Source organism: Helicobacter salomonis (genome assembly GCF_900197775.1).
Lineage (GTDB): Bacteria > Campylobacterota > Campylobacteria > Campylobacterales > Helicobacteraceae > Helicobacter > Helicobacter salomonis.
In genome coordinates this window covers 35,093-53,755 of record NZ_FZMA01000016.1, presented here as the reverse complement: position 1 = coordinate 53,755, position 18,663 = coordinate 35,093, and the positions used below count along the sequence as shown (strand labels likewise).

Annotated in this window: 18 protein-coding genes and 1 tRNA gene; 14 read left to right on the top strand and 5 right to left on the bottom strand. The window is 45.9% G+C overall.

Features of this window, described 5'->3' with window-relative positions; all coding sequences use genetic code 11:
- The first annotated feature begins 30 nt into the window (after positions 1-30).
- From C6H04_RS03485 to C6H04_RS08115, 5 genes are read left to right on the top strand one after another with little or no spacing between them, the layout of a single operon-like run.
- On the top strand, positions 31-432 hold the full coding sequence (locus C6H04_RS03485; RefSeq protein WP_233711839.1) for an RDD family protein: 402 nt from the start codon (positions 31-33) through the stop codon (positions 430-432).
- Positions 433-2,697 carry an LPS-assembly protein LptD gene (locus C6H04_RS03480; protein ID WP_104695871.1) on the top strand — a complete coding sequence of 755 codons (2,265 nt, stop codon included), beginning with the start codon at positions 433-435 and terminating at the stop codon, positions 2,695-2,697. It abuts the gene before it with no gap.
- The gene (locus C6H04_RS03475; RefSeq protein ID WP_104732336.1) at positions 2,694-3,374 is read left to right on the top strand and encodes a phosphoribosyltransferase; all 681 of its coding nucleotides are present in this window, start codon (positions 2,694-2,696) and stop codon (positions 3,372-3,374) included. The genes C6H04_RS03480 and C6H04_RS03475 overlap by 4 nt, the downstream gene beginning before the upstream one ends.
- A gap of 55 nt (positions 3,375-3,429) precedes the next feature.
- Positions 3,430-5,235 carry an AAA family ATPase gene (locus C6H04_RS03470; protein ID WP_158653807.1) on the top strand — a complete coding sequence of 602 codons (1,806 nt, stop codon included), beginning with the start codon at positions 3,430-3,432 and terminating at the stop codon, positions 5,233-5,235.
- A complete protein-coding gene (locus C6H04_RS08115) occupies positions 5,232-6,794 on the top strand; it encodes a VWA domain-containing protein (protein ID WP_233711838.1) in 1,563 nt (520 codons plus the stop codon). The genes C6H04_RS03470 and C6H04_RS08115 overlap by 4 nt, the downstream gene beginning before the upstream one ends.
- Positions 6,795-6,803: 9 nt before the next feature.
- Here C6H04_RS08115 and C6H04_RS03460 read toward each other — a convergent pair whose 3' ends face one another.
- From C6H04_RS03460 to C6H04_RS03445, 4 genes are all read right to left on the bottom strand, one after another.
- Positions 6,804-8,069, bottom strand: a complete 1,266-nt coding sequence (locus C6H04_RS03460) for a peptidase U32 family protein (protein ID WP_104695869.1) — start codon at positions 8,067-8,069, stop codon at positions 6,804-6,806.
- Positions 8,070-8,077: 8 nt separating this feature from the next.
- The gene (cheZ, locus tag C6H04_RS03455) at positions 8,078-8,824 is read right to left on the bottom strand and encodes a protein phosphatase CheZ (protein ID WP_104695868.1); all 747 of its coding nucleotides are present in this window, start codon (positions 8,822-8,824) and stop codon (positions 8,078-8,080) included.
- A 61-nt stretch (positions 8,825-8,885) separates the two neighbouring features.
- Positions 8,886-9,977, bottom strand: coding sequence for a peptide chain release factor 2 (prfB, locus tag C6H04_RS03450; protein ID WP_104695867.1), 1,092 nt, complete (start codon positions 9,975-9,977; stop codon positions 8,886-8,888).
- Between the two features lie 44 nt (positions 9,978-10,021).
- Positions 10,022-10,098 (bottom strand) — tRNA-Arg (locus tag C6H04_RS03445).
- Positions 10,099-10,196: 98 nt separating this feature from the next.
- Here C6H04_RS03445 and rpsU point away from each other — a divergent pair.
- From rpsU to C6H04_RS03415, 6 genes are all read left to right on the top strand, one after another.
- Positions 10,197-10,409, top strand: a complete 213-nt coding sequence (rpsU, locus tag C6H04_RS03440; protein ID WP_006018650.1) for a 30S ribosomal protein S21 — start codon at positions 10,197-10,199, stop codon at positions 10,407-10,409.
- 9 nt (positions 10,410-10,418) lie between these two features.
- Positions 10,419-11,180 (top strand): 3-oxoacyl-ACP reductase FabG, encoded by a 762-nt coding sequence (gene fabG / locus C6H04_RS03435; protein WP_104732335.1) that lies wholly within the window; start codon positions 10,419-10,421, stop codon positions 11,178-11,180.
- A gap of 188 nt (positions 11,181-11,368) precedes the next feature.
- A complete protein-coding gene (gene acpP, locus C6H04_RS03430) occupies positions 11,369-11,605 on the top strand; it encodes an acyl carrier protein (RefSeq protein WP_104695865.1) in 237 nt (78 codons plus the stop codon).
- A 40-nt stretch (positions 11,606-11,645) separates the two neighbouring features.
- A complete protein-coding gene (locus C6H04_RS03425; RefSeq protein WP_104732334.1) occupies positions 11,646-12,890 on the top strand; it encodes a beta-ketoacyl-ACP synthase II in 1,245 nt (414 codons plus the stop codon).
- Positions 12,891-12,898: 8 nt separating this feature from the next.
- Positions 12,899-13,822 (top strand): acetyl-CoA carboxylase carboxyl transferase subunit alpha, encoded by a 924-nt coding sequence (gene accA / locus C6H04_RS03420; RefSeq protein WP_104695863.1) that lies wholly within the window; start codon positions 12,899-12,901, stop codon positions 13,820-13,822.
- Positions 13,823-13,916: 94 nt separating this feature from the next.
- Positions 13,917-15,458 (top strand): flagellin A, encoded by a 1,542-nt coding sequence (locus C6H04_RS03415; protein ID WP_104695862.1) that lies wholly within the window; start codon positions 13,917-13,919, stop codon positions 15,456-15,458.
- 10 nt (positions 15,459-15,468) lie between these two features.
- Here C6H04_RS03415 and hemW read toward each other — a convergent pair whose 3' ends face one another.
- The gene (gene hemW, locus C6H04_RS03410) at positions 15,469-16,530 is read right to left on the bottom strand and encodes a radical SAM family heme chaperone HemW (RefSeq protein ID WP_104732333.1); all 1,062 of its coding nucleotides are present in this window, start codon (positions 16,528-16,530) and stop codon (positions 15,469-15,471) included.
- A 54-nt stretch (positions 16,531-16,584) separates the two neighbouring features.
- Here hemW and C6H04_RS03405 point away from each other — a divergent pair, with 54 nt between their 5' ends.
- The 3 genes from C6H04_RS03405 (at position 16,585) to C6H04_RS03395 (ending at position 18,656) form a co-directional block, all read left to right on the top strand.
- Positions 16,585-16,887, top strand: coding sequence for a c-type cytochrome (locus C6H04_RS03405; RefSeq protein WP_104695860.1), 303 nt, complete (start codon positions 16,585-16,587; stop codon positions 16,885-16,887).
- 95 nt (positions 16,888-16,982) lie between these two features.
- A complete protein-coding gene (locus tag C6H04_RS03400; RefSeq protein WP_104695859.1) occupies positions 16,983-17,453 on the top strand; it encodes an RNA pyrophosphohydrolase in 471 nt (156 codons plus the stop codon).
- Positions 17,454-18,656, top strand: coding sequence for an aspartate kinase (locus tag C6H04_RS03395; RefSeq protein ID WP_104732332.1), 1,203 nt, complete (start codon positions 17,454-17,456; stop codon positions 18,654-18,656).
- The last annotated feature ends 7 nt before the right edge of the window (positions 18,657-18,663 follow it).

Below are 18,663 nucleotides of genomic sequence, written 5' to 3'. Positions count from 1 at the left end.
GAGGAAATTCTTTATAAGGAGCGCTTGGTTTTGCCTCCTTGGTGGTGTCGGGTGGGAGCTTATGGTGTGGATATGCTTCTGGTGAGCCTACTAGCATGGGATTTTAACACGCGTTGGCTCGATGTCTTGCATGTGGGCTTCATTCTCAAAACCCACGCCGTGCTGCGCTATGTCTTACTCTATGTATCCTTACACATTTTCTATGAAGGGCTGTGCATGGGGGGCTTTGGGGTGAGCATTGGAAAAATTGTCTTCCATTTGCGCGTGGTGAGTTTGAAGAGTTTAGACAATCCTACTTGGATAGAACGATTAAAGCGCTGCGCCTTCAAGGAAATGGCTCTCTTATGCCCCTTCATCTATCTTTCTAAGGACAAATTTCAGCGTGTTTTTCACGATCGCTATGCCAAGACTTTGGTTATCATGACTAAATGAATGCGCTGGTGGTTATTCCTATTAGGATGGCTATTTGCCATAGTGGCGCAAGCCAAGCAGCAAATCGCCGTGCAGAAATTTGACAAAAAAAATCACAAGATTTTTGAGCTTTTAGCTGATCGCGTAGACGCTCAAAACCACATTGTAACGGCTAGCGGGCATGCGATCTTGCTCAATTACGATGTGTATATCTTAGCCGATAAGGCGATTTACGATACCCAGAAAAAGGAAGCCATTTTAGAGGGGCATGTCAAGATCTATCGCGGAGAGGGCCTCTTGGTGCGCGCGGAGCATATTAAGGTAAAACTCAATGAGAAGTACGAGCTCATCTTTCCCTTTTATGTGCAAGATAGCGTTAGCGGAATGTGGATCAGCGCAGACATCGCCCATGCCAAGCAAAACCAATACTACATCAAAAATCTCACCGCTTCTGGCTGCAGTATTGACAACCCCATTTGGCATGTTAACGCGACTTCAGGGCGCTTCAACGCAGATAAGTCCCATCTTTCGCTTTGGAATCCTAAAATTTACTTGGGCAATATTCCCATTCTCTACTTGCCCTATGTGTTCACCTCAACGAGTACCAAACGCTCCAGCGGACTTCTATACCCTGAATTTGGCACTTCCAATCTGGCGGGCTTCATTTACCTGCAACCTCTCTACATTGCACCTAGGGATTCATGGGACATGACTCTAACGCCTCAAATCCGCTCCAAAAGGGGCTTGGGACTCAATTTTGATTTTAGAATGATTAATTCCCACCAAGATAAATTCATCTTCAACATGCGTTATTTCCGCAACTACAATCACTATACAGAGCTTTATCATCTGCGCAACCAAAATGTCTTTGGGTTTGAGACACTGAGTGCTAGCCGTCAGGCATTCCAAAAATACTTTGGACTCAAATCCAAGCTAGACAACGCCTATTACCTAGATTTCCTCTACATGAACGACCTAGATTATGTACGCTTTGAAAAGGTCAACCAACGCATTACCGATGCCACCCACATGTCGCGAGGCAATTACTATATCCAAACCAATAATCATTACTATGGTTTAAATCTAAAATACTTCCTCAACCTCAATAAAATTAATAACGATCGCACCTTTCAATCCCTCCCCAGTTTGCAATACCACAAATACCTAGCACCTCTGGGGTGGAAACACCTTCTCTACTCTTTAGACTACCAATTCCACGACATCGTGCGTGAAGTGGGTTATGGTTATGTGCAAAACACCATTCAAATTCCTTTGGGCATGCAATTCTCGCTTTTTAAAAAATACCTTTCTGTGGGCTTGTGGAATAATATTAACTTGAGCAATGTCGTCATAGGCAACACCAAAAATAGCTATGTTCCTAATATTCCAGGAGTGTCTAGGGTGTATGGGAATTATTTCTCCAGCGCTTACACCCTCTATCTTAACACAGACCTGGCACGCGAATACAATAAACTGCTCCACACCGTCCAACTAGAAGCGGTGTTACAAGGCACTTACTACAACTTTGCTAATGGCTTGTTCAACGATCAAATGTATGTGCTCAGTGCGCAGGCACGCAATGACTTCACCTCTAACACGCTGAGCGACTACGATTACCGCGGTCAAATTTACGATTCGGTGTGGAACCCTTCGGCAATTATTGAGCGCAATCCCTCCAGTCGGCAACTCAGTTTAAACCTCACCCAATACCTCTATGGTATCAATGGACAAGAACTTTTCTATTGGCGCATCGCCCAGTCGATGGATTTCGATGATAAAATTTCTTTGTTGCGCATGCCCATGGAAACCAAACTGGGCTTTTCACCCCTCAAGGGTTTGAATATTTATGGCACACTTTTCTACTCATGGTATTACAATAGCTTGGATGAGGTGTCTATCAACGCCAATTACAATTACAAATTTCTTGTGGCTAACATTTCCTACTATCTTAAATCCAATTTTAACGACAATGGGATCAATAAAATTGTAGAAAACAACTCTAACTACCTCAAAGCTGGTTTCAGTAATGATTTTAGATGGTTTTCGCTAACTGGCTCTATTGGTTATGACATTAGCAAGAATGTGATCCTAAACTGGGATGTAGGCATCTTCAAGAAAATCCGCTGTTTTGGTATTGGCCTCAAATTTGTCAACCGCCGCCGCCCTGTGCTCACAGACAACCCCAATGATCCGCTTAAAATCTATGAAAATAGTTATATCAAATTAGAATTAGACTTCTCTCCCATCACCAAAACCAACCTAACCTATCGCCGCCTAAAACAATGACTCAAACCCTCTTTAAAGACTACCAAGACGCTCTACACAAGCTCATCAATGAAGTGCTTGTGCGCCATTTAGATACCAGCGATGCGATCATGCTTGCCACCAGCCTTAAGGGTCTGCAATTTGCCCATGCACTCGCCATGAAATTGCGCGTGGATTTAGATTTTCTCTTTAGCGGTTCTATTTACGCCCCACTAAATCGCGAATGCGAAATCGCCTTAGTCAGCGAGACCATGGGAATTATCATGCACGAAAACCTTATCCAGGCTTTTGAGATCAGCTTAGATTATGTCTATGGCGAAGCTAAGAGAATTTACGAGGAAGAAATTCTCTCTAAAATTTACAAATTCCGCAAGGGCAACATGCTCAAATCCCTGGCTCATAAAAATGTCTTCATCGTGGATCAAGGCATCGAAACGGGGATCACGGCAGGTTTAGCCATCCAAACTTGTATGGACAAACGCGCTAGAAGCATTATTGTGCTCACTCCCATTATTCCCAAAGCTATAGAAGAGAGTTTAAATCATATCTGCGATGGCGTGGTGAGCGTATACCACCCAGAACACTTTGTCAGCATCGCCCATTACTACAAATGTCCCTTAGAGCTCGATCTCTCCCAGATTGAACGCATTTTTGAAGCCATCGTGAATTACCCCTCCCTTAAAGACTGCAAGCAGTGAACACAGCATGAGCACTTAAAATCTGCGCTATAATAGCCCTTTTTTAGGAGGTCCCATGTCTTATAAAAGCAGAGTTAAAAATCTCATTGCCGAGTTAGAAAAAGATTTATATGAGCGTGAGGAATGCGTGCGCTTGGTGTTGCTCGCCATGTTCGCCGGTAAAGCCATTTTTTTATACGGACCCCCCGGCACGGCAAAATCCATGATCGCTAGAAAAGTCAGCCTTGCCTTTGGCGAGCCTAAAGATTTCTTTAGTGCGCTCATGCACCGCTTTTCCACCCCTGAGGATATTTTTGGTCCCATTGACATCGGGCAACTCAAACAAAACCGCCTAGTGAGAAACACCAAAGGTTACTTACCCACCGCTAGCTTTGCCTTTTTAGATGAGATTTGGAAAAGCTCGCCAGCAATCCTAAACACCCTACTAACCATCATCAACGAACGCCTTTTCAAAGAGGGCGACACGGATATTAAAGTCCCCCTAAAGGGCATTGTGTGCGCGAGCAATGAGTTCCCTCCCACCAATCAAGGGCTAGAAGCCCTTTACGATCGCATGCTTTTGCGCTACTTTGTAGAACCCCTAAAATCTAAAGAGAATTTTTTAAAACTCATCACCAGCCAAGAGGGCAAGAGTTCTAGTCAACATACCTTTAGCCTAGAGGAGCTAGAGAGTATCCACCAGCAAGCCGCCCAAATTCCCTTTAGCCAAGAAGCCCTAGAGAGTTTGCATACCATTAAGGCGACCTTAGAGCAATTAAAGCACAACCCCGCCTTAGTGGCAAAATTCTTAGGCCAGAGCGCGCCCACACAAGAAGAGCAAGAAACTACAGAGCCCGATTCTAATTTGGTTGCCACTCCCTCCGATCGGCGCTTTAAACAATGCGCCCAACTCTTACAGGTTGCCGCCCTGCTTAGCGACCAGCCCCAAGTTAGCACCCCCGATCTCGCCTTGCTTAGGCATTGTCTGTGGGATAGCCTAGAGCAAATCCCCTTAGTCAATGCGATCTTAGCCCAATGCTTGAAAAGTAGCCATACAAGGGCTAAAGACTTGGAAAAGGCGCAAGAGAGCTTTTTACACCTTGAAAAGATGACTACGGATTCTTTAAAAACTTTTACTAATGCCTACCAAGACTTGCGCCAACAAACCACTGCCCACGCCCAAGCTTTGAACCAAGAGCTACAAGAGGCAAGCCAAGAGGCTAATGTATTTTTATCCCCTGTCGATCAAAAAATTGCCTTTTCAGGCACGCAAGGGCTACTAGAAGAATTTAAAGTTTTATCCTTGAAATTAGAGGAGCTGTATAGAAACACCCGCCTAGAACACGCCCAAAGACAGCTAGAAAACTTAAAGCAGGTGTTTCTTAACGAGGCCCTAGAGGAAAAACACCAGCGCTTGTATGATAACTTGCATATCTACTTTGACAACACCATTGATGACCTCAAAAAAGACCCTAAAGAGGCAGGTCTTTTAGGAGCTTTTCAAACCCTACGCTTGAGATTACAAGAACTCTTGAGGGACGCGAAAGCGGGCGTTTTTGAGAAACAAAGACGAGAACAACGACTCCAAACACTCACGCAGAGCATTACAGAAATTATCCAAAAACGTGGGCGTATGGACGATAAAAAAGTCATCAACACCAAAGAATTTAAACAGGCCGTTACAAGCATTGCAAAAACCTTAGAAAACTACATCAAAGACAAACAACAAAGAAATCAATTAGAGCAAGTGCTCAATAATACCAATTACCCGTATAGCCCAAATGGTTGGATGGAGAGACTATCCAATTACAGCTACAACTGCGTCCCCCATCTCTTAAATCTCGCCGATAAAATGAAAAAAGACTACCAAAACGCCAAATGAACGACCTCCAAACCTACGATCTCTTACAAGACCCCCAGATCGCCGCGCAATTTGAGCTAGCCTGCCAAGAAAAGGACAGCCAAATTAAAGAGGCTTTAAAAAACCACCCCTTTTTTAAGGAGAGCCTAGCCCACTACCAGCGCAAACACGCCCACTTAGAGCAAAAAGATTTAGTGGCAAATACCCGCGCCCAGTTTCATACCCACAACCCCCAAGAAGATTTCAGTTTTATTGACACCCAAGAAAAGGGGCTTAAAACCCCAGAAGATCACGCCACTTTGCACCGCTTTATTTTAGATAAGTGGCAAGGGGTTTTAGATCACAAGATCACCACATGGAAACACGCCACACAAGCCAAAATGGAGCAGGATTTTTTAGAGCGCATGCGTGCGTGGTTTAAAGCCCTATGGCAGGCAAAACAGCTGACCAAACAAGCCCCCGAACTCTTTGGAAACGAGGGGTTATTTATGGACGCTAGGGGGCTAGCCCTAGAATCTTTAGATTTAGAGGGCTTAGGCGATTTAGAGGCACAAAAACGCGCGTTAGAGAGTTTGGAGGGACTGGATACGGGGCTAGAGCTAGAGCAGGGGGGCAAGGGTGGCAAGAGAGAACAAGAGGGGAGTAGGGGCTTTTCTTTGCAGGGGGCTAACCCCACGCGTTTAAATCTTGCCCAAATCCTCGCCCTCTTTGCCCAGATCAAAAACAACAAAGCCTTAATGCAAATTTGCGATCTGCTGGGGCGGATGAAAGAAATGCAGCAAGAAATGATTAAAGAGATGATCAAGGAGCTTAAAAGCTATTCTTACACAGAACGCCACCCTACTAGGGATTATAAAGAGGAGATTTGCGGGATTCATCTGAGCAATGATTTAGAAAATTTGATCCCCCAAGAGTTAGCTTTGCTCGATGACCCTGATTTGGAGGTGTTGTTTTACCTGAAATTTACAGAAAAACGCCTCTTTTGCTTTGAAAAGCAGGGCTATATAGACCACCATTTGGAGGGGGTAGAGGAGGTGGAGGTAGAGGTAGAAAAGGAACAGGAAAAAGAGGGAGAAAAAGGACCTATCATCATTTGCGTAGATACTAGCGGGTCGATGAGTGGCACGCCCGAACTCATCGCTAAAGCCCTCACACTCTTTTTAGCCTCCCATGCCAAAAAGAGCAAACGATCTTGCTTTTTAATTAACTTTAGCTCCCAAACGAGTGCGATGGATTTAAGCAAGAGCGGGGGCTTTGCTAGGCTCAATGAGTTTTTAACCATGAGTTTTGGGGGCGGGACAGATGTTGGGTTGGCTTTAGAAGAGGGCTTAAGAGCGATGCAGGAGCAAAATTATAAAAAGGCAGATTTGCTAGTAATCTCAGATGGGGACTTTGGCGGGCTTGATTCAAACTTAGAGCAACAAATGCGCCAAAAACGCCAAGACAAGAACCGCTTTTATTTGCTCGATGTCAATGGCAACTCGGGGGCAAAGCGCGCCTTTGACAAACACTGGGTCTATGACAGCCACAGCCAAAATATCCGCGTGCTGTGTGAGCTCAGTAACGATGTGGGGGCGTGAGTTGTACGCTCAAGAGGCACTTTTAGTGCGCAAAAAACTATGAGGAGGGAGCTTGGTAGGGAGTCTAACCGGGTGCGTGTTGCCGCTGTGAATGGCTTCTAGCTCTCGCCCATCTTGGAGTAAAATTTTATACAAACAGAGATAGTATTTTCCCTCAAAGGTGTAAATTTTTCCAATGTCATTGAGCATGGGGGTTAAGTCTGCCTTGTAAGGCAGCACGATTTCATAATCAACATGGGGTTTTGTAGTAAATTTGCACAAAAAATATTGCCCGTCTGCAAGCACCTCGCCATTGACTTGAAAATCCCCCTCACTGATCGCACTCTTAAAGTTTTGGGTGTCTAGGCGTTGGTGAGGGCGTTGGATGAGGTAACCTTGCGTGAAACCGCGGTTTTTGAGCGTGGCTAACTCGGCTTGATAAAGTACTGGGCGGTGTTGGTTATTGTAATAGTCTTCGATGGCGGTGCGATAGGTCTTAGTAGTGATAGCAGCGTAATAACTGGATTTGGTGCGCCCTTCAATTTTGAGTGCGCTAATAGCCTTGCTCTCTAAAATAGGGGCGATATGGCTAGCTAGATTTAAATCCTTGGCATTGAGGATATGCGTCCCCACACCCTCCTCTTCTTCAAGGCGCATCATCACGCCAGTATCGGGGTTTTTAATGTAATATTCGTAATCAAAACGGCAATCATTGGCACAGCTCCCTCGATTAGGCACGCGTCCATGCTGCAAGGCTGAGATTAGGCAGCGTCCTGAAAAGGCAAAGCACATGCTCCCATGCACAAAGATTTCCAACTCTAAATCGGGTAATGCCTTTTTAATCTCCACCACATCACTTAAACTCATCTCTCTAGCTACGACAATGCGTTTGACCCCCATTTCATAGAAAGCCTGTGCGTCTAGGACATTCATCACATTGGCTTGGGTGGAGAGATGGATAGGAATGTGGGGGGTAAGTTTTTGGGCGAGTTTAAGCACACCGATCGTAGCAATAATGAGCGCATCTACCTTACAATCGGCGAGCTTGTATAAATGCTCTTCTAAGAGCTTGATTTGAGAATTAAAGGGGAAAGCGTTCAGCGTGGCATAAAACTTCTTACCCCGTGCGTGGGCGAGCGCCACCCCCTGCTTAAAACTCTCTAAATCAAAATTCTTAGAGGCACGATTACGCAGAGAAAACTGCCCTAAACCTCCATACAGCGCGTCTGCGCCATAATCTAGGGCGATTTTGAGTTTATGGAGATTACCCGCAGGAGCTAATAATTCCACAGACATACAAGAGCTTACCTCTTTCCAAAAGCTGCGATCAAGGCTTCGATATCGCTTTCACTCGCTACACTCTCGCTATCATCACCGATGATGTAAGAGGCAGAGCTCACCCGTTTGGAATCTTCGATATTGCCCTCAAAGAGAGAATTCATATACTGTGTGAGGGCGCGCATGACATTGATCACCCGCTCGATCTTCTGGCGGTGGATGTCTTGGAATTGCATGATGTCCATTGCCTGCATCGCGCTATCTGAACACCCCTCCGCACTCTCCTGAATACGATCGATCCCCTTTAAAATCTCTCGAGTTTCTTCTAGTGAGGTTTGAAAAGTATTGATAAGTGGGAAAGCTTGCGCCAAAGTTTCAAAGATTTCTAGGTGTTTTTGCAAGGGAATCTTGATCTTTTTGAGGGTTTTGATAATGTTTTCTGAACTCGCGCTAATGTAGTCCAACTGGTCAAAAACCTGAGTCGCCTTGACCTCTGAATCGCGTGTAACATCATCAAGCTGGTGTACCACTTTATGCTCTTCTGTAGGGGGGGGAGGAGGCCACTCCTCAGAATCCACCTTGCCGTATTTCTCGGCCTTTTTCTTGTCTACCTTCATGTAATGCTCATAGGCATCATTCCAGTCCTTTTCCTTTTGCTCGTCCTTGGATAGAGATGCCTCCCGCTCTTTTTCGCGCTCCATCTCTTGATCCAAGGGCTCTATCGCCTCTAAACCACCCCCATTGATCAAGGCATCTAACTCTTCTTGCGTCATTCATTCTCCTTACCACCCCAAATTTGGCCTGGATTATAGCTAAAGACTTTTTGCGTCTAGCTTATTGCGCCTTCGACACAAGCACAGCTTCCATGATGGCATCTAAATCCCCATCTAAGATCGCCTCTACATTGCTGTAAGCGACCTCGGAGCGCACATCTTTGATTTGCTGGTAGGGGGCGAGTACATAACTTCTGATTTGGTGTCCCCAACCAATTTCGCTCTTTTCCTCTGTATTGCCTTGCTCCCTTTGCTTGTGTAGCTCCAATTCATAGAGACGGGATTTGAGCATTTTGAGCGCCATTGCTTTATTTTTGTGCTGACTGCGATCATTTTGGCATTGCACCACAATTCCGGTGGCAAAATGAGTGATTCGAATGGCCGATTCAGTCTTATTAACATGCTGTCCGCCCGCTCCGCTGGCACGATAGGTATCAATTCTAATGTCTTTATCCTCAATTACAATATCAATGTCATCGTCCACTTCTGGGCTCACTTGCACACTGGCAAAACTGGTGTGTCTTTTACCATTGGCATTGAAGGGCGACATTCTAACCAGGCGGTGCACCCCATTCTCATTTTTCATGTAGCCATAAACATTGATCCCTCTAATGATGAAGGCCACCCCTTTAATGCCCGCCTCCTCGCCCTCCTGATAATCTAATAACTCCACCTTAAAACCCTTGCGTTCCGCCCAACGCAAATACATGCGATAGAGCATACTCCCCCAGTCTTGGCTCTCCACGCCCCCTACCCCCGGCTGGATACTCACAATCGCATCGCGCCCGTCATGGGCATTGGTCAACATCACCCCTACCTCTAAGCGCTGCACGCACGCTTGTAAATGGGGAGCGTCTTCAAAGAGTTGGGTCAGCGTCTCTGGATCGTCATTTTGCACAAGTTCAAAGAGTTCATGCGCCTCATCTAAAGCGTTTTTAGCACTCTGGTACGCGCTTAAAAGCCGTTCTATCTTGACTTTTTCTTGGTTCTTAGAGGCGGCGCGTTCCTTATCTTGCCAAAAGAGGGGATCGGCTTGTTCGCGCTCCAAAAGGGCAAGCGTATCCTGCAAACCCTGAGGCTTGATGATTTGGGCAATATTTTGACACTTACTCTCTAATTCCTTAAGCAGTTCACTATACTGATAGGCATCCATAGCATTCCAAAAAAAAAGGACTTTTACATCGTGTTGAAGCAGCATGGTGTGCTCAGAGGGATTCAAACCCCCGACCTACAGGACCGCAACCTGTTGCTCTATTCAGCTGAGCTATGAGCACCCAAAAAAACCATTATAGCAGAATTTATGCTGATTTTAGGTTAAATTTACAAAATTTCGTTAAAATCGGCGCATTTGAGCAAGAAAGTAGGTGATGTTATGCCCGGAATCAAGGTCAGAGAGAGTGATAGCTTCGATGAAGCGTATCGGCGTTTTAAAAAGCAGACCGATCGCAATTTAGTCGTCACAGAGTGTCGTGCGCGACGCTTTTTTGAATCTAAAACAGAGAAGCGCAAAAAGCAAAAAATTAATGCTAAGAAGAAAATTCTTAAGCGCCTTTATATGTTGCGTCGCTACGAATCCAAGTTGTAGGGAGGGCGGATGGAGTTTAGCGGGCATAATGTCTTAGTCACGGGGGCAAGTCGGGGTATTGGGCGCGCTATCGCGCTTTTGCTGGGAGGTTATCGTAACAAAGAGGGTCAGCCTCTGAAAGTATGGCTCAATTATCGGAGTAATCCGCAGGCAGTTGATGGTCTTAAGCAGGAAATTGAATCCTTAGGAGGGCGCGCTGCTCTAGTGAAATTTGATGTTTCTCATGAGGCAGATTTCATGGAAGGGTTTAAAACGATTGTGGATGCAGATGGGGGCTTGAGCTATTTGGTCAACAATGCCGGAATTGTGCTAGATAAGTTGGCTGTGCGCATGAAAACCGAGGATTTCATGCATGTACTCGAGGTCAATCTTCGCTCTACTTTCATAGGTTGTCGTGAAGCGCTCAAGGTGATGGGCAAGCAGAAGTTTGGGAGTGTTGTCAACCTCTCTTCTGTCATTGCTGAACGGGGTAATATAGGACAGACTAATTACGCTGCAAGCAAGGGGGGAGTGATTTCTATGAGTAAGTCCTTTGCTTATGAAGGGGCTCTGCGCAATATCCGTTTTAATTGTGTCACCCCCGGGTTTATCGCAACTGACATGAATGCCGGACTCAAGGAGGATGTAAAAGAGGAATATCTTAAAAACATTCCCCTAGGTCGCCTTGGTGAGGCAAAAGAAGTTGCTGGGGCGGTGGCTTTTTTATTGAGCGATTTAGCCAGTTACACCACGGGGGAAACGCTTAAGGTGAATGGCGGATTGTATATGTAGGAGCAAGAGGGGGTGTATGTTGCTAAAGGAGAGAGCATGAATTTTGTATTTCTGATTTTGTTGTTGGTTATCATCTACTTCTTGTATCGAATCGTAGATGTGTTGGAGCGCAAGTAGCCATTTAAGGTTGCTGAAGTGATTTTAGGTTAGAATTCGAGCTTAGTTGCAAAATTCGAGTAGGAGATTTTATGGCGTTGTTTGAGGATATCCAAGCGGTGATTGTAGAGCAGTTGAATGTGAGTGCTTCGCAGGTAACAGAGGAAGCGGATTTCATTAAGGATTTGAATGCAGACTCCTTAGATGTGGTGGAGCTCATCATGGCTTTGGAAGAAAAGTTCGGAATTGATATTCCCGATGAAGAGGCGGAGAAAATCAAAACTGTTGGCGATGTGATCAAGTTTATCGAAGAGCGCAAGCTAACATAGCGATTGTTGGTTCCTAGGCACTTGGCTGAAAGGAGAGTTGTTGCGTAGGGTTGTGGTAACGGGCATGGGCATGGTGAATGCCCTGGGATTAAACAAAGAGGTTGCTTTCGATGCCGTTGTGCATGGGAAGTGCGGAGTCAAGAAGATTTCCTGTTTTGATACAACGGGTTTTCCTGTGCAAATCGCGGCTGAGATCACAGATTTTGATCCCAACTCTGTGATGAACCTCAAGGATGTCAAAAAAGCGGGGCGTTTTATCCAGTTGGGCTTACTTGCTAGCAGAGAAGCGATGTTGGAGAGCCAAATTTTGGTGGAGGGTAAATGTCCAGAGGCACTTGCCAATAGGATGGGCATTAGCTCGGGTTCTGGAATCGGAGGTTTAGGCAATATCGAGGCCAACTCCATCTACTGTTATGATAAAGGTCCTAGAAAGGTTAATCCTTTTTTTATTACATCAGCACTTGTAAATATGATAGGAGGCTTCGTATCCATCGAGTATGGCATCAAAGGCCCCAATGTTTCCAGCGTAACTGCCTGCGCAGCGGGGACGCATGCCATCATTGAAGCCCACAAGACGATTCTTTTAGGGGGTGCGGAGTGTATGTTGGTCGTAGGGGCAGAGTCTACAATTTGTCCTGTGGGTATTGGGGGATTTGCCTCCATTCGCGCTCTCTCTAACCGTAATGACGAGCCCTTAAAAGCGTCCAGACCTTTTGACAAGGAACGCAATGGGTTTGTAATGGGTGAGGGTGCAGGGGCTTTAGTGCTTGAGGAATATGAGAGTGCTAAACGACGGGGAGCACGTATTATCGCCGAGTTAGTAGGTTATGGGGAAAGTGGAGATGCCAGCCACATCACCGCTCCTGCTCCCAATGGTGAAGGAGCTTACCGCGCCATGAGAGGCGCTTTAGAAATGGCCGGCAAACATGGGGTTAAGGTGGGCTATATCAATGCGCATGGCACTAGCACCAGCTACAATGATCTTTACGAAACAATTGCCTTGAAAAATGTTTTCAATGGTAAAGAGAATGTCCCACCTGTAAGCTCCACTAAAGGGCAGATTGGGCACTGTTTGGGTGCGGCTGGAGCTATTGAAGCGGTGATCTCTGTCATGGCATTACAAAAAGGCGTGCTACCTCCCACAATTAATCAGGAAGTCAAGGACCCAGGTTGTGATCTGGACTATATTCCCAACGAAGCGCGTAGTGCTAAACTACAGGCGGTCATGAGTAACTCTTTTGGGTTTGGGGGCACCAACGCGGTGGTGATCTTCAAAGCTATCTAGGGCCTAGAGTGGCAGTCTATTTGGACTTTGAAACCCGCATTAAGGGTCTTCAGGATGATATTGAGATGGCATCTATTCGAGGGGATGTCGACGCTCAAGAAATTCTTGAAAAGCGTTTGGCCAAAGAGATCAAGAATGTATACACCAATCTAACGGATTACCAGCGCCTACAACTCGCCCGTCATCCTGATAGACCCTATGCGATGGACTATATCGAACTCATTCTGCAGGATCGCTACGAAATTTTCGGAGATCGTCATTTCAGCGATGATAAGGCCATTGTAAGTTTTATAGGTAGGATTGAAGGCGTGCCGGTCGTGGTTATTGCCGAAGAAAAGGGGCGAGGCACCAAAAATAAATTGCAGCGTAATTTTGGGATGCCCAATCCTGAAGGCTATCGCAAAGCCCTCAAGAGTGCAAAATTTGCTGAAAAATTCAACTTACCTATTCTGATGTTAGTCGATACAGCAGGGGCTTACCCGGGTCTTGGCGCAGAAGAGAGGGGGCAGAGTGAGGCGATCGCCAAGAATTTGCAGGAATTTGCCGCCCTCAAAGTTCCCACGATTTCTATCATCATCGGCGAGGGGGGAAGTGGGGGTGCACTAGCAATTGCGATTGCCGACCGTTTAGCCATGATGGAATATTCCATTTTCAGTGTAATTTCTCCAGAGGGCTGTGCAGCAATCTTATGGAACGATCCAAGCAAAGCCGAGGTAGCCGTAAAAGCCATGAAAATCACTCCTACGGACCTCAAACAAGCGAAGTTAATCGATGACATCATTTTAGAGCCTCAAAGAGGGGCACACCGTGATAAGATTGAGGCAAGTCATGCCATTAAAAATTATTTCCTCACTCAACTTCCTTTGATCCAAGCAGGCGATTTTTTGACTTTGCGCTACCAAAAATTGATGCGCTGTGGAGCGTTTGCCTAAAAGTTCAGGTGGGGGAGTTTACAATTCAAAATTATGGCCGATATTAGAAAAACTAGAGCAAGGATGCTTTAGGTTAAAATAACAAGGAGTTAGTATGGCATTTCAGGTCAATACGAACATCAATGCGTTGAACGCCCACGCCGTGGGATTGGTTACACAACGCGACTTGAAAGAGTCGCTTGAACGCTTGAGTTCGGGTTTGCGTATCAACAAGGCGGCCGACGACGCATCAGGGATGACTATCGCGGATTCTTTACGCTCACAAGCAAAGAGTTTGGGACAGGCTATTTCGAACACCAATGATGGTATGGGAATTATCCAGATCGCAGATAAAGCAATGGATGAACAAATCAAAATCCTAGATACTATTAAGGTGAAAGCGACTCAGGCAGCTCAGGATGGGCAGAATACCCAGTCTAGGAAAGCACTCCAAGCGGATATCGTGCGCTTGATCCAAAGCTTGGACAATATCGGCAATACAACATCCTATAACGGACAGGCGTTGTTATCCGGTTCATTTTCTAATAAAGAATTCCAAGTGGGTGCGTATTCTAACGAAACCATTAAGGCTAGTATCGGAGCTGCTACTTCAGACAAAATTGGTCAGGTTAAGATTGCCACCGGACAGAATATCACTGCATCAGGTGAGGTGGCTCTCACTTTCAAGCAAGTTGATGGGGTGCATGATGTCTCTTTGGAGAGTGTGAAAATCTCAACAAGTGCGGGCACCGGGCTTGGTGTGTTGGCAGAGGTTATCAATAAGAATTCCAATGCTACTGGGGTGCGTGCGACTGCCAATGTGATCACAACTTCTGATGGTGCGATCAAATCAGGGAGTTTGAGTAGCCTGTCCGTGAATGGGGTTCAGATTGGGAATATTCTTGGTATCAAGAAGAACGATAGCGATGGGCGTTTGGTCGCTGCTTTGAATGCGGTAACAGCTCAGACAGGTGTGGAAGCTTACACCGATTCTGTGGGTCGCTTGAATTTGCGCAGCATTGATGGACGCGGAATCGATATCAAGGCAAATGCTACCAATGTAGACGCTCAGGGCTTGGCTTTGAGCACCCTTAATGGCGGACAAAATATCACTCAGGGCTCTGTAAACTTCGGTCGTCTCTCTTTAGTGCGTCAAGATGCTAGAGATATCTTGGTGGTTTCCGGGGCCAATGTAAGTGCATCCGCGGGCTATGCCGCCATCGGTTTTGCCAAAGGAACAGCGGCGAGCACCACTGTTAACCTTAGAGATGTGTTGGGCGAATTTAACCAGGCGGTGCGTTCAGCTTCTGGGGCCAACTATAACAAAACCCTAGCCTCTGAGAACCTCACTTTGGGCTCTGGAGTAACCACTTTGCGTGGAGCAATGGTTGTTATGGATATTGCCGAGTCTGCGCAAAAAATGCTCGATAAGGTGCGCTCTGACTTGGGTTCTGTGCAAAACCAAATGGTGAGCACCGTGAACAATATCACAATCACTCAAGTGAATGTGAAAGCGGCTGAGTCACAAATCAGAGATGTAGATTTCGCTCAAGAAAGTGCCAACTTCAGCAAAAATAACATCTTGGCACAATCTGGTAGCTATGCGATGAGCCAAGCTAACACCGTACAACAGAACATCCTCCGTCTTTTAACTTAGAGACATTGTCCTAGTGGCTCAGCCACAGGGCAATCTCATCGGCTAGGAAAAAATCCTTGGCTACGAGGCGATCGCCTCTTTGGTAGCATATGCTCTCGTTCAACATTGTTTCCATTTTTTCAGCCTTTAAGATACTTGTCGACACTCCCAATATGCACCGCAAACCTAAAAATACCGCTTCAAAGTCTAAGTCTTTGTTGCTCAGTTGTTCCGTGCGTGCGTGCAAAGGATTGGCAATATAGGCTTTTACATCTTTAAGCTTGTAAAGACGCGCCTTTCCCACGCGTCCTACGGCTCCCGCCCCACACCCAATGTATTCTAAGCCACTCCAATAATGTAAATTATGCTTAACTTTGTAGTTACGGGCGTAATTGGAAACTTCATATTGTTCAAAACCCTGTGCGTGTAACATGGCGCGCATGGAGATATCCAATTCAGGGAGAACCTTAGGGGATGTTTTTGCCAGTCTGGTACTATCTTCCAAAGTCAAACTATAAGCCGAGAGATGATCAATAGGTAATGTACTAGCCAACGCCACTTCTTTTTCTAAACTTTGAGGTGTATCTAAAGGCGTATTGTAAATGAGATCGATACTTAAATGTTCGATCGCACTTTTCTGGGCGTACTCTAGGGCTGTATAGACATTTTTAGGTGTGTGATCGCGTTGCAGGAAGTGTAATTTAGATTCAAAGAAACTTTGCACCCCAACAGAGAGGCGATTCATGCCTAGACCTTTGAGTGCAGCACACCACTCCAACGAGACTAAATCAGGATTAGCCTCTAATGTGATTTCAATGTGAGGACTTAAATGCGCACAATCTACAATAGTGTTAAAAATTTTTTCATAACACCTGGCATCGAGCATATTGGGTGTGCCCCCTCCTACGAAAATTGATTGTAGCCAATCCCCTTTTAGCGAGGCTCTTAGGTCTTGACAAAGCGCTTCCACATAGGATTCTCTTAAGGTTTCCAACCCGCTGAAAGAATTAAAGGCACAATAACCGCATTTACTTTGACAGAAAGGAATGTGGATATATAGACTTCTAGGGAAAATGGAGCTAGTTTTAAGCATAGCTTAATCCTTGAAATAATACCATTATGGCATATTTTTGGTAAGGAGCTGGCTATGAAAAGGGCGATTCTGTTGGGGGCGGTTACTGGATTGAGTTTACTTTGGGCGGCTGACCCGGCGGTGCTAGTCAAGAAGTGTGCTGGTTGTCACGGGGCTGCCATGGATAGAAAGGCATTTGGAAAAGGGCATGTGGTCAATACCCTGGATAGTGCACAGATTAAAGAGGATTTGATGGGCTACAAGGCGGGCTCTCTCAATCGTTATGGTTCAGGGGCAATCATGCATAGCCAGGCCAAGAATCTCAGTGATGCAGACATCGATGCGTTGGCGAAATACATCCCCACTCTCAAAAAATAGATAGCCTTGTCGGGAGGTGGTTTTATGTACGCTTTAGGGCTGTGTGCTATAATTCCTTAGCTTAGTGCCCTTGTGGCATATGGAAAGGACTGCACATGGAGGCTCAAAAGAGCTATCGTCCCAATGTAGCCGCTGTCGTGCTTTCATCTTGCTATCCTAGGGATTGTGAGTTTTTTATCGCGCAGCGCATTGATATACAAGGGGCCTGGCAGTTCCCTCAAGGGGGGATTGATCAGGGTGAGACCCCAATAAAGGCTTTGTATCGTGAGTTGTTGGAGGAAATCGGTACAGATGCGGTAGAGGTTATCGCCGAATACCCTAAGTGGATCGCTTACGATTTTCCCCCTACGATGACCAAGAAACTTTATCCCTTTGATGGGCAGAAGCAGCGTTATTTTTTGGTGCGCCTCAAGAACAACACTTTGGTGAATGTCAAAACGCCTTCTCCAGAGTTTGATCGCTACGAATTCGTCAAGCCTAGGGAGCTTTTCTCTAAGGTGGTTCACTTCAAACGGCAGGTTTATCGCCAGGTTATCGGCTATTTTAAGCAGCAAGGGTATTTGTAGGTGCTGGTAGTGCAGAAATTTGGGGGCACAAGTGTGGGGAATTGTGCTCGTATTCAAGCTGTAGCTCAAAGAGTGATAGCCAGCAAGGCTCTTTTTGAAGATGTGGTGGTGGTGGTTTCAGCTATGGGGGACACCACGGACGATTTGTTGGAGCTGGCCCATTGTTTTGGCAATAGACTCAATCGGCGTGAGATGGATCGGCTATTGAGCAGCGGGGAACAAATTTCCAGCGCTCTCTTAGCCATTGCCTTAGAGTCTCTTGGGCAAAAGGCTTATTCACTGAGTGGTAGAGATGCAGGGATTTTAACCGACGCGCACTTCATGTGCGCACAAATTTTAGAGATTGACACCGCCCGTATCCAGGACCTCTTGGCACAGAATTTTGTCGTTGTTGTGGCGGGTTTTCAAGGGGTAAGCAAGAGCGGAGAAATCACCACCCTAGGCAGGGGCGGGAGCGACTTAAGTGCGGTGGCGTTGGCGGGAGCCTTACGCGCCCAACTTTGTGAGATTTACACCGATGTAGATGGCATTTATACCACCGACCCGCGCATTGTGCCTCAAGCCCGCAAAATCGCCCAAATCAGCTATGATGAAATGTTAGAATTAGCCTCCATGGGGGCTAAGGTACTTTTTAACCGCTCTGTGGAGTTAGCCAAAAAGTATAGTATCCCCTTGATCACACGCAATTCCTTTAATGATAACCCTGGAACTCTCATCACCTCAGAGGAGCAAATTGTGGAAAAACCCATCGTGAGCGGGATCGCCCTAGATAAAGATCAGGCACGCGTGAATATCATCGATGCCTGTGATTATCCGGGTATTGCTGGAGAAATTTTTGGATTGCTAGCAGAGGCTAAACTCAATATTGACATGATCGTGCAGACCATTGGCAAAAATGGTAAGACCAATATTAATTTCACTTTGCCCGAAGGGGATGTAGAGATTTGTCAGCAAGTTCTTAAGAATGTGCGTGATATTGGCTCAGTCGAATGCGATCGCCAGGTAGCCAAGGTATCTGTGGTGGGTGTGGGCATGCGCTCGCATTCAGGCATCGCCAGTGCTGCCTTTAAAGCCTTAGCTAAAGAAAATATCAATATTTTGATGATCAGCACGAGCGAAATCAAAATTTCGGTGATCGTAGAGGTTTCTCTAGCGGAGCTCGCCCTCAAAACCTTGCACGAAGCGTTTAAATTGGCTTTGTGATGGAGCT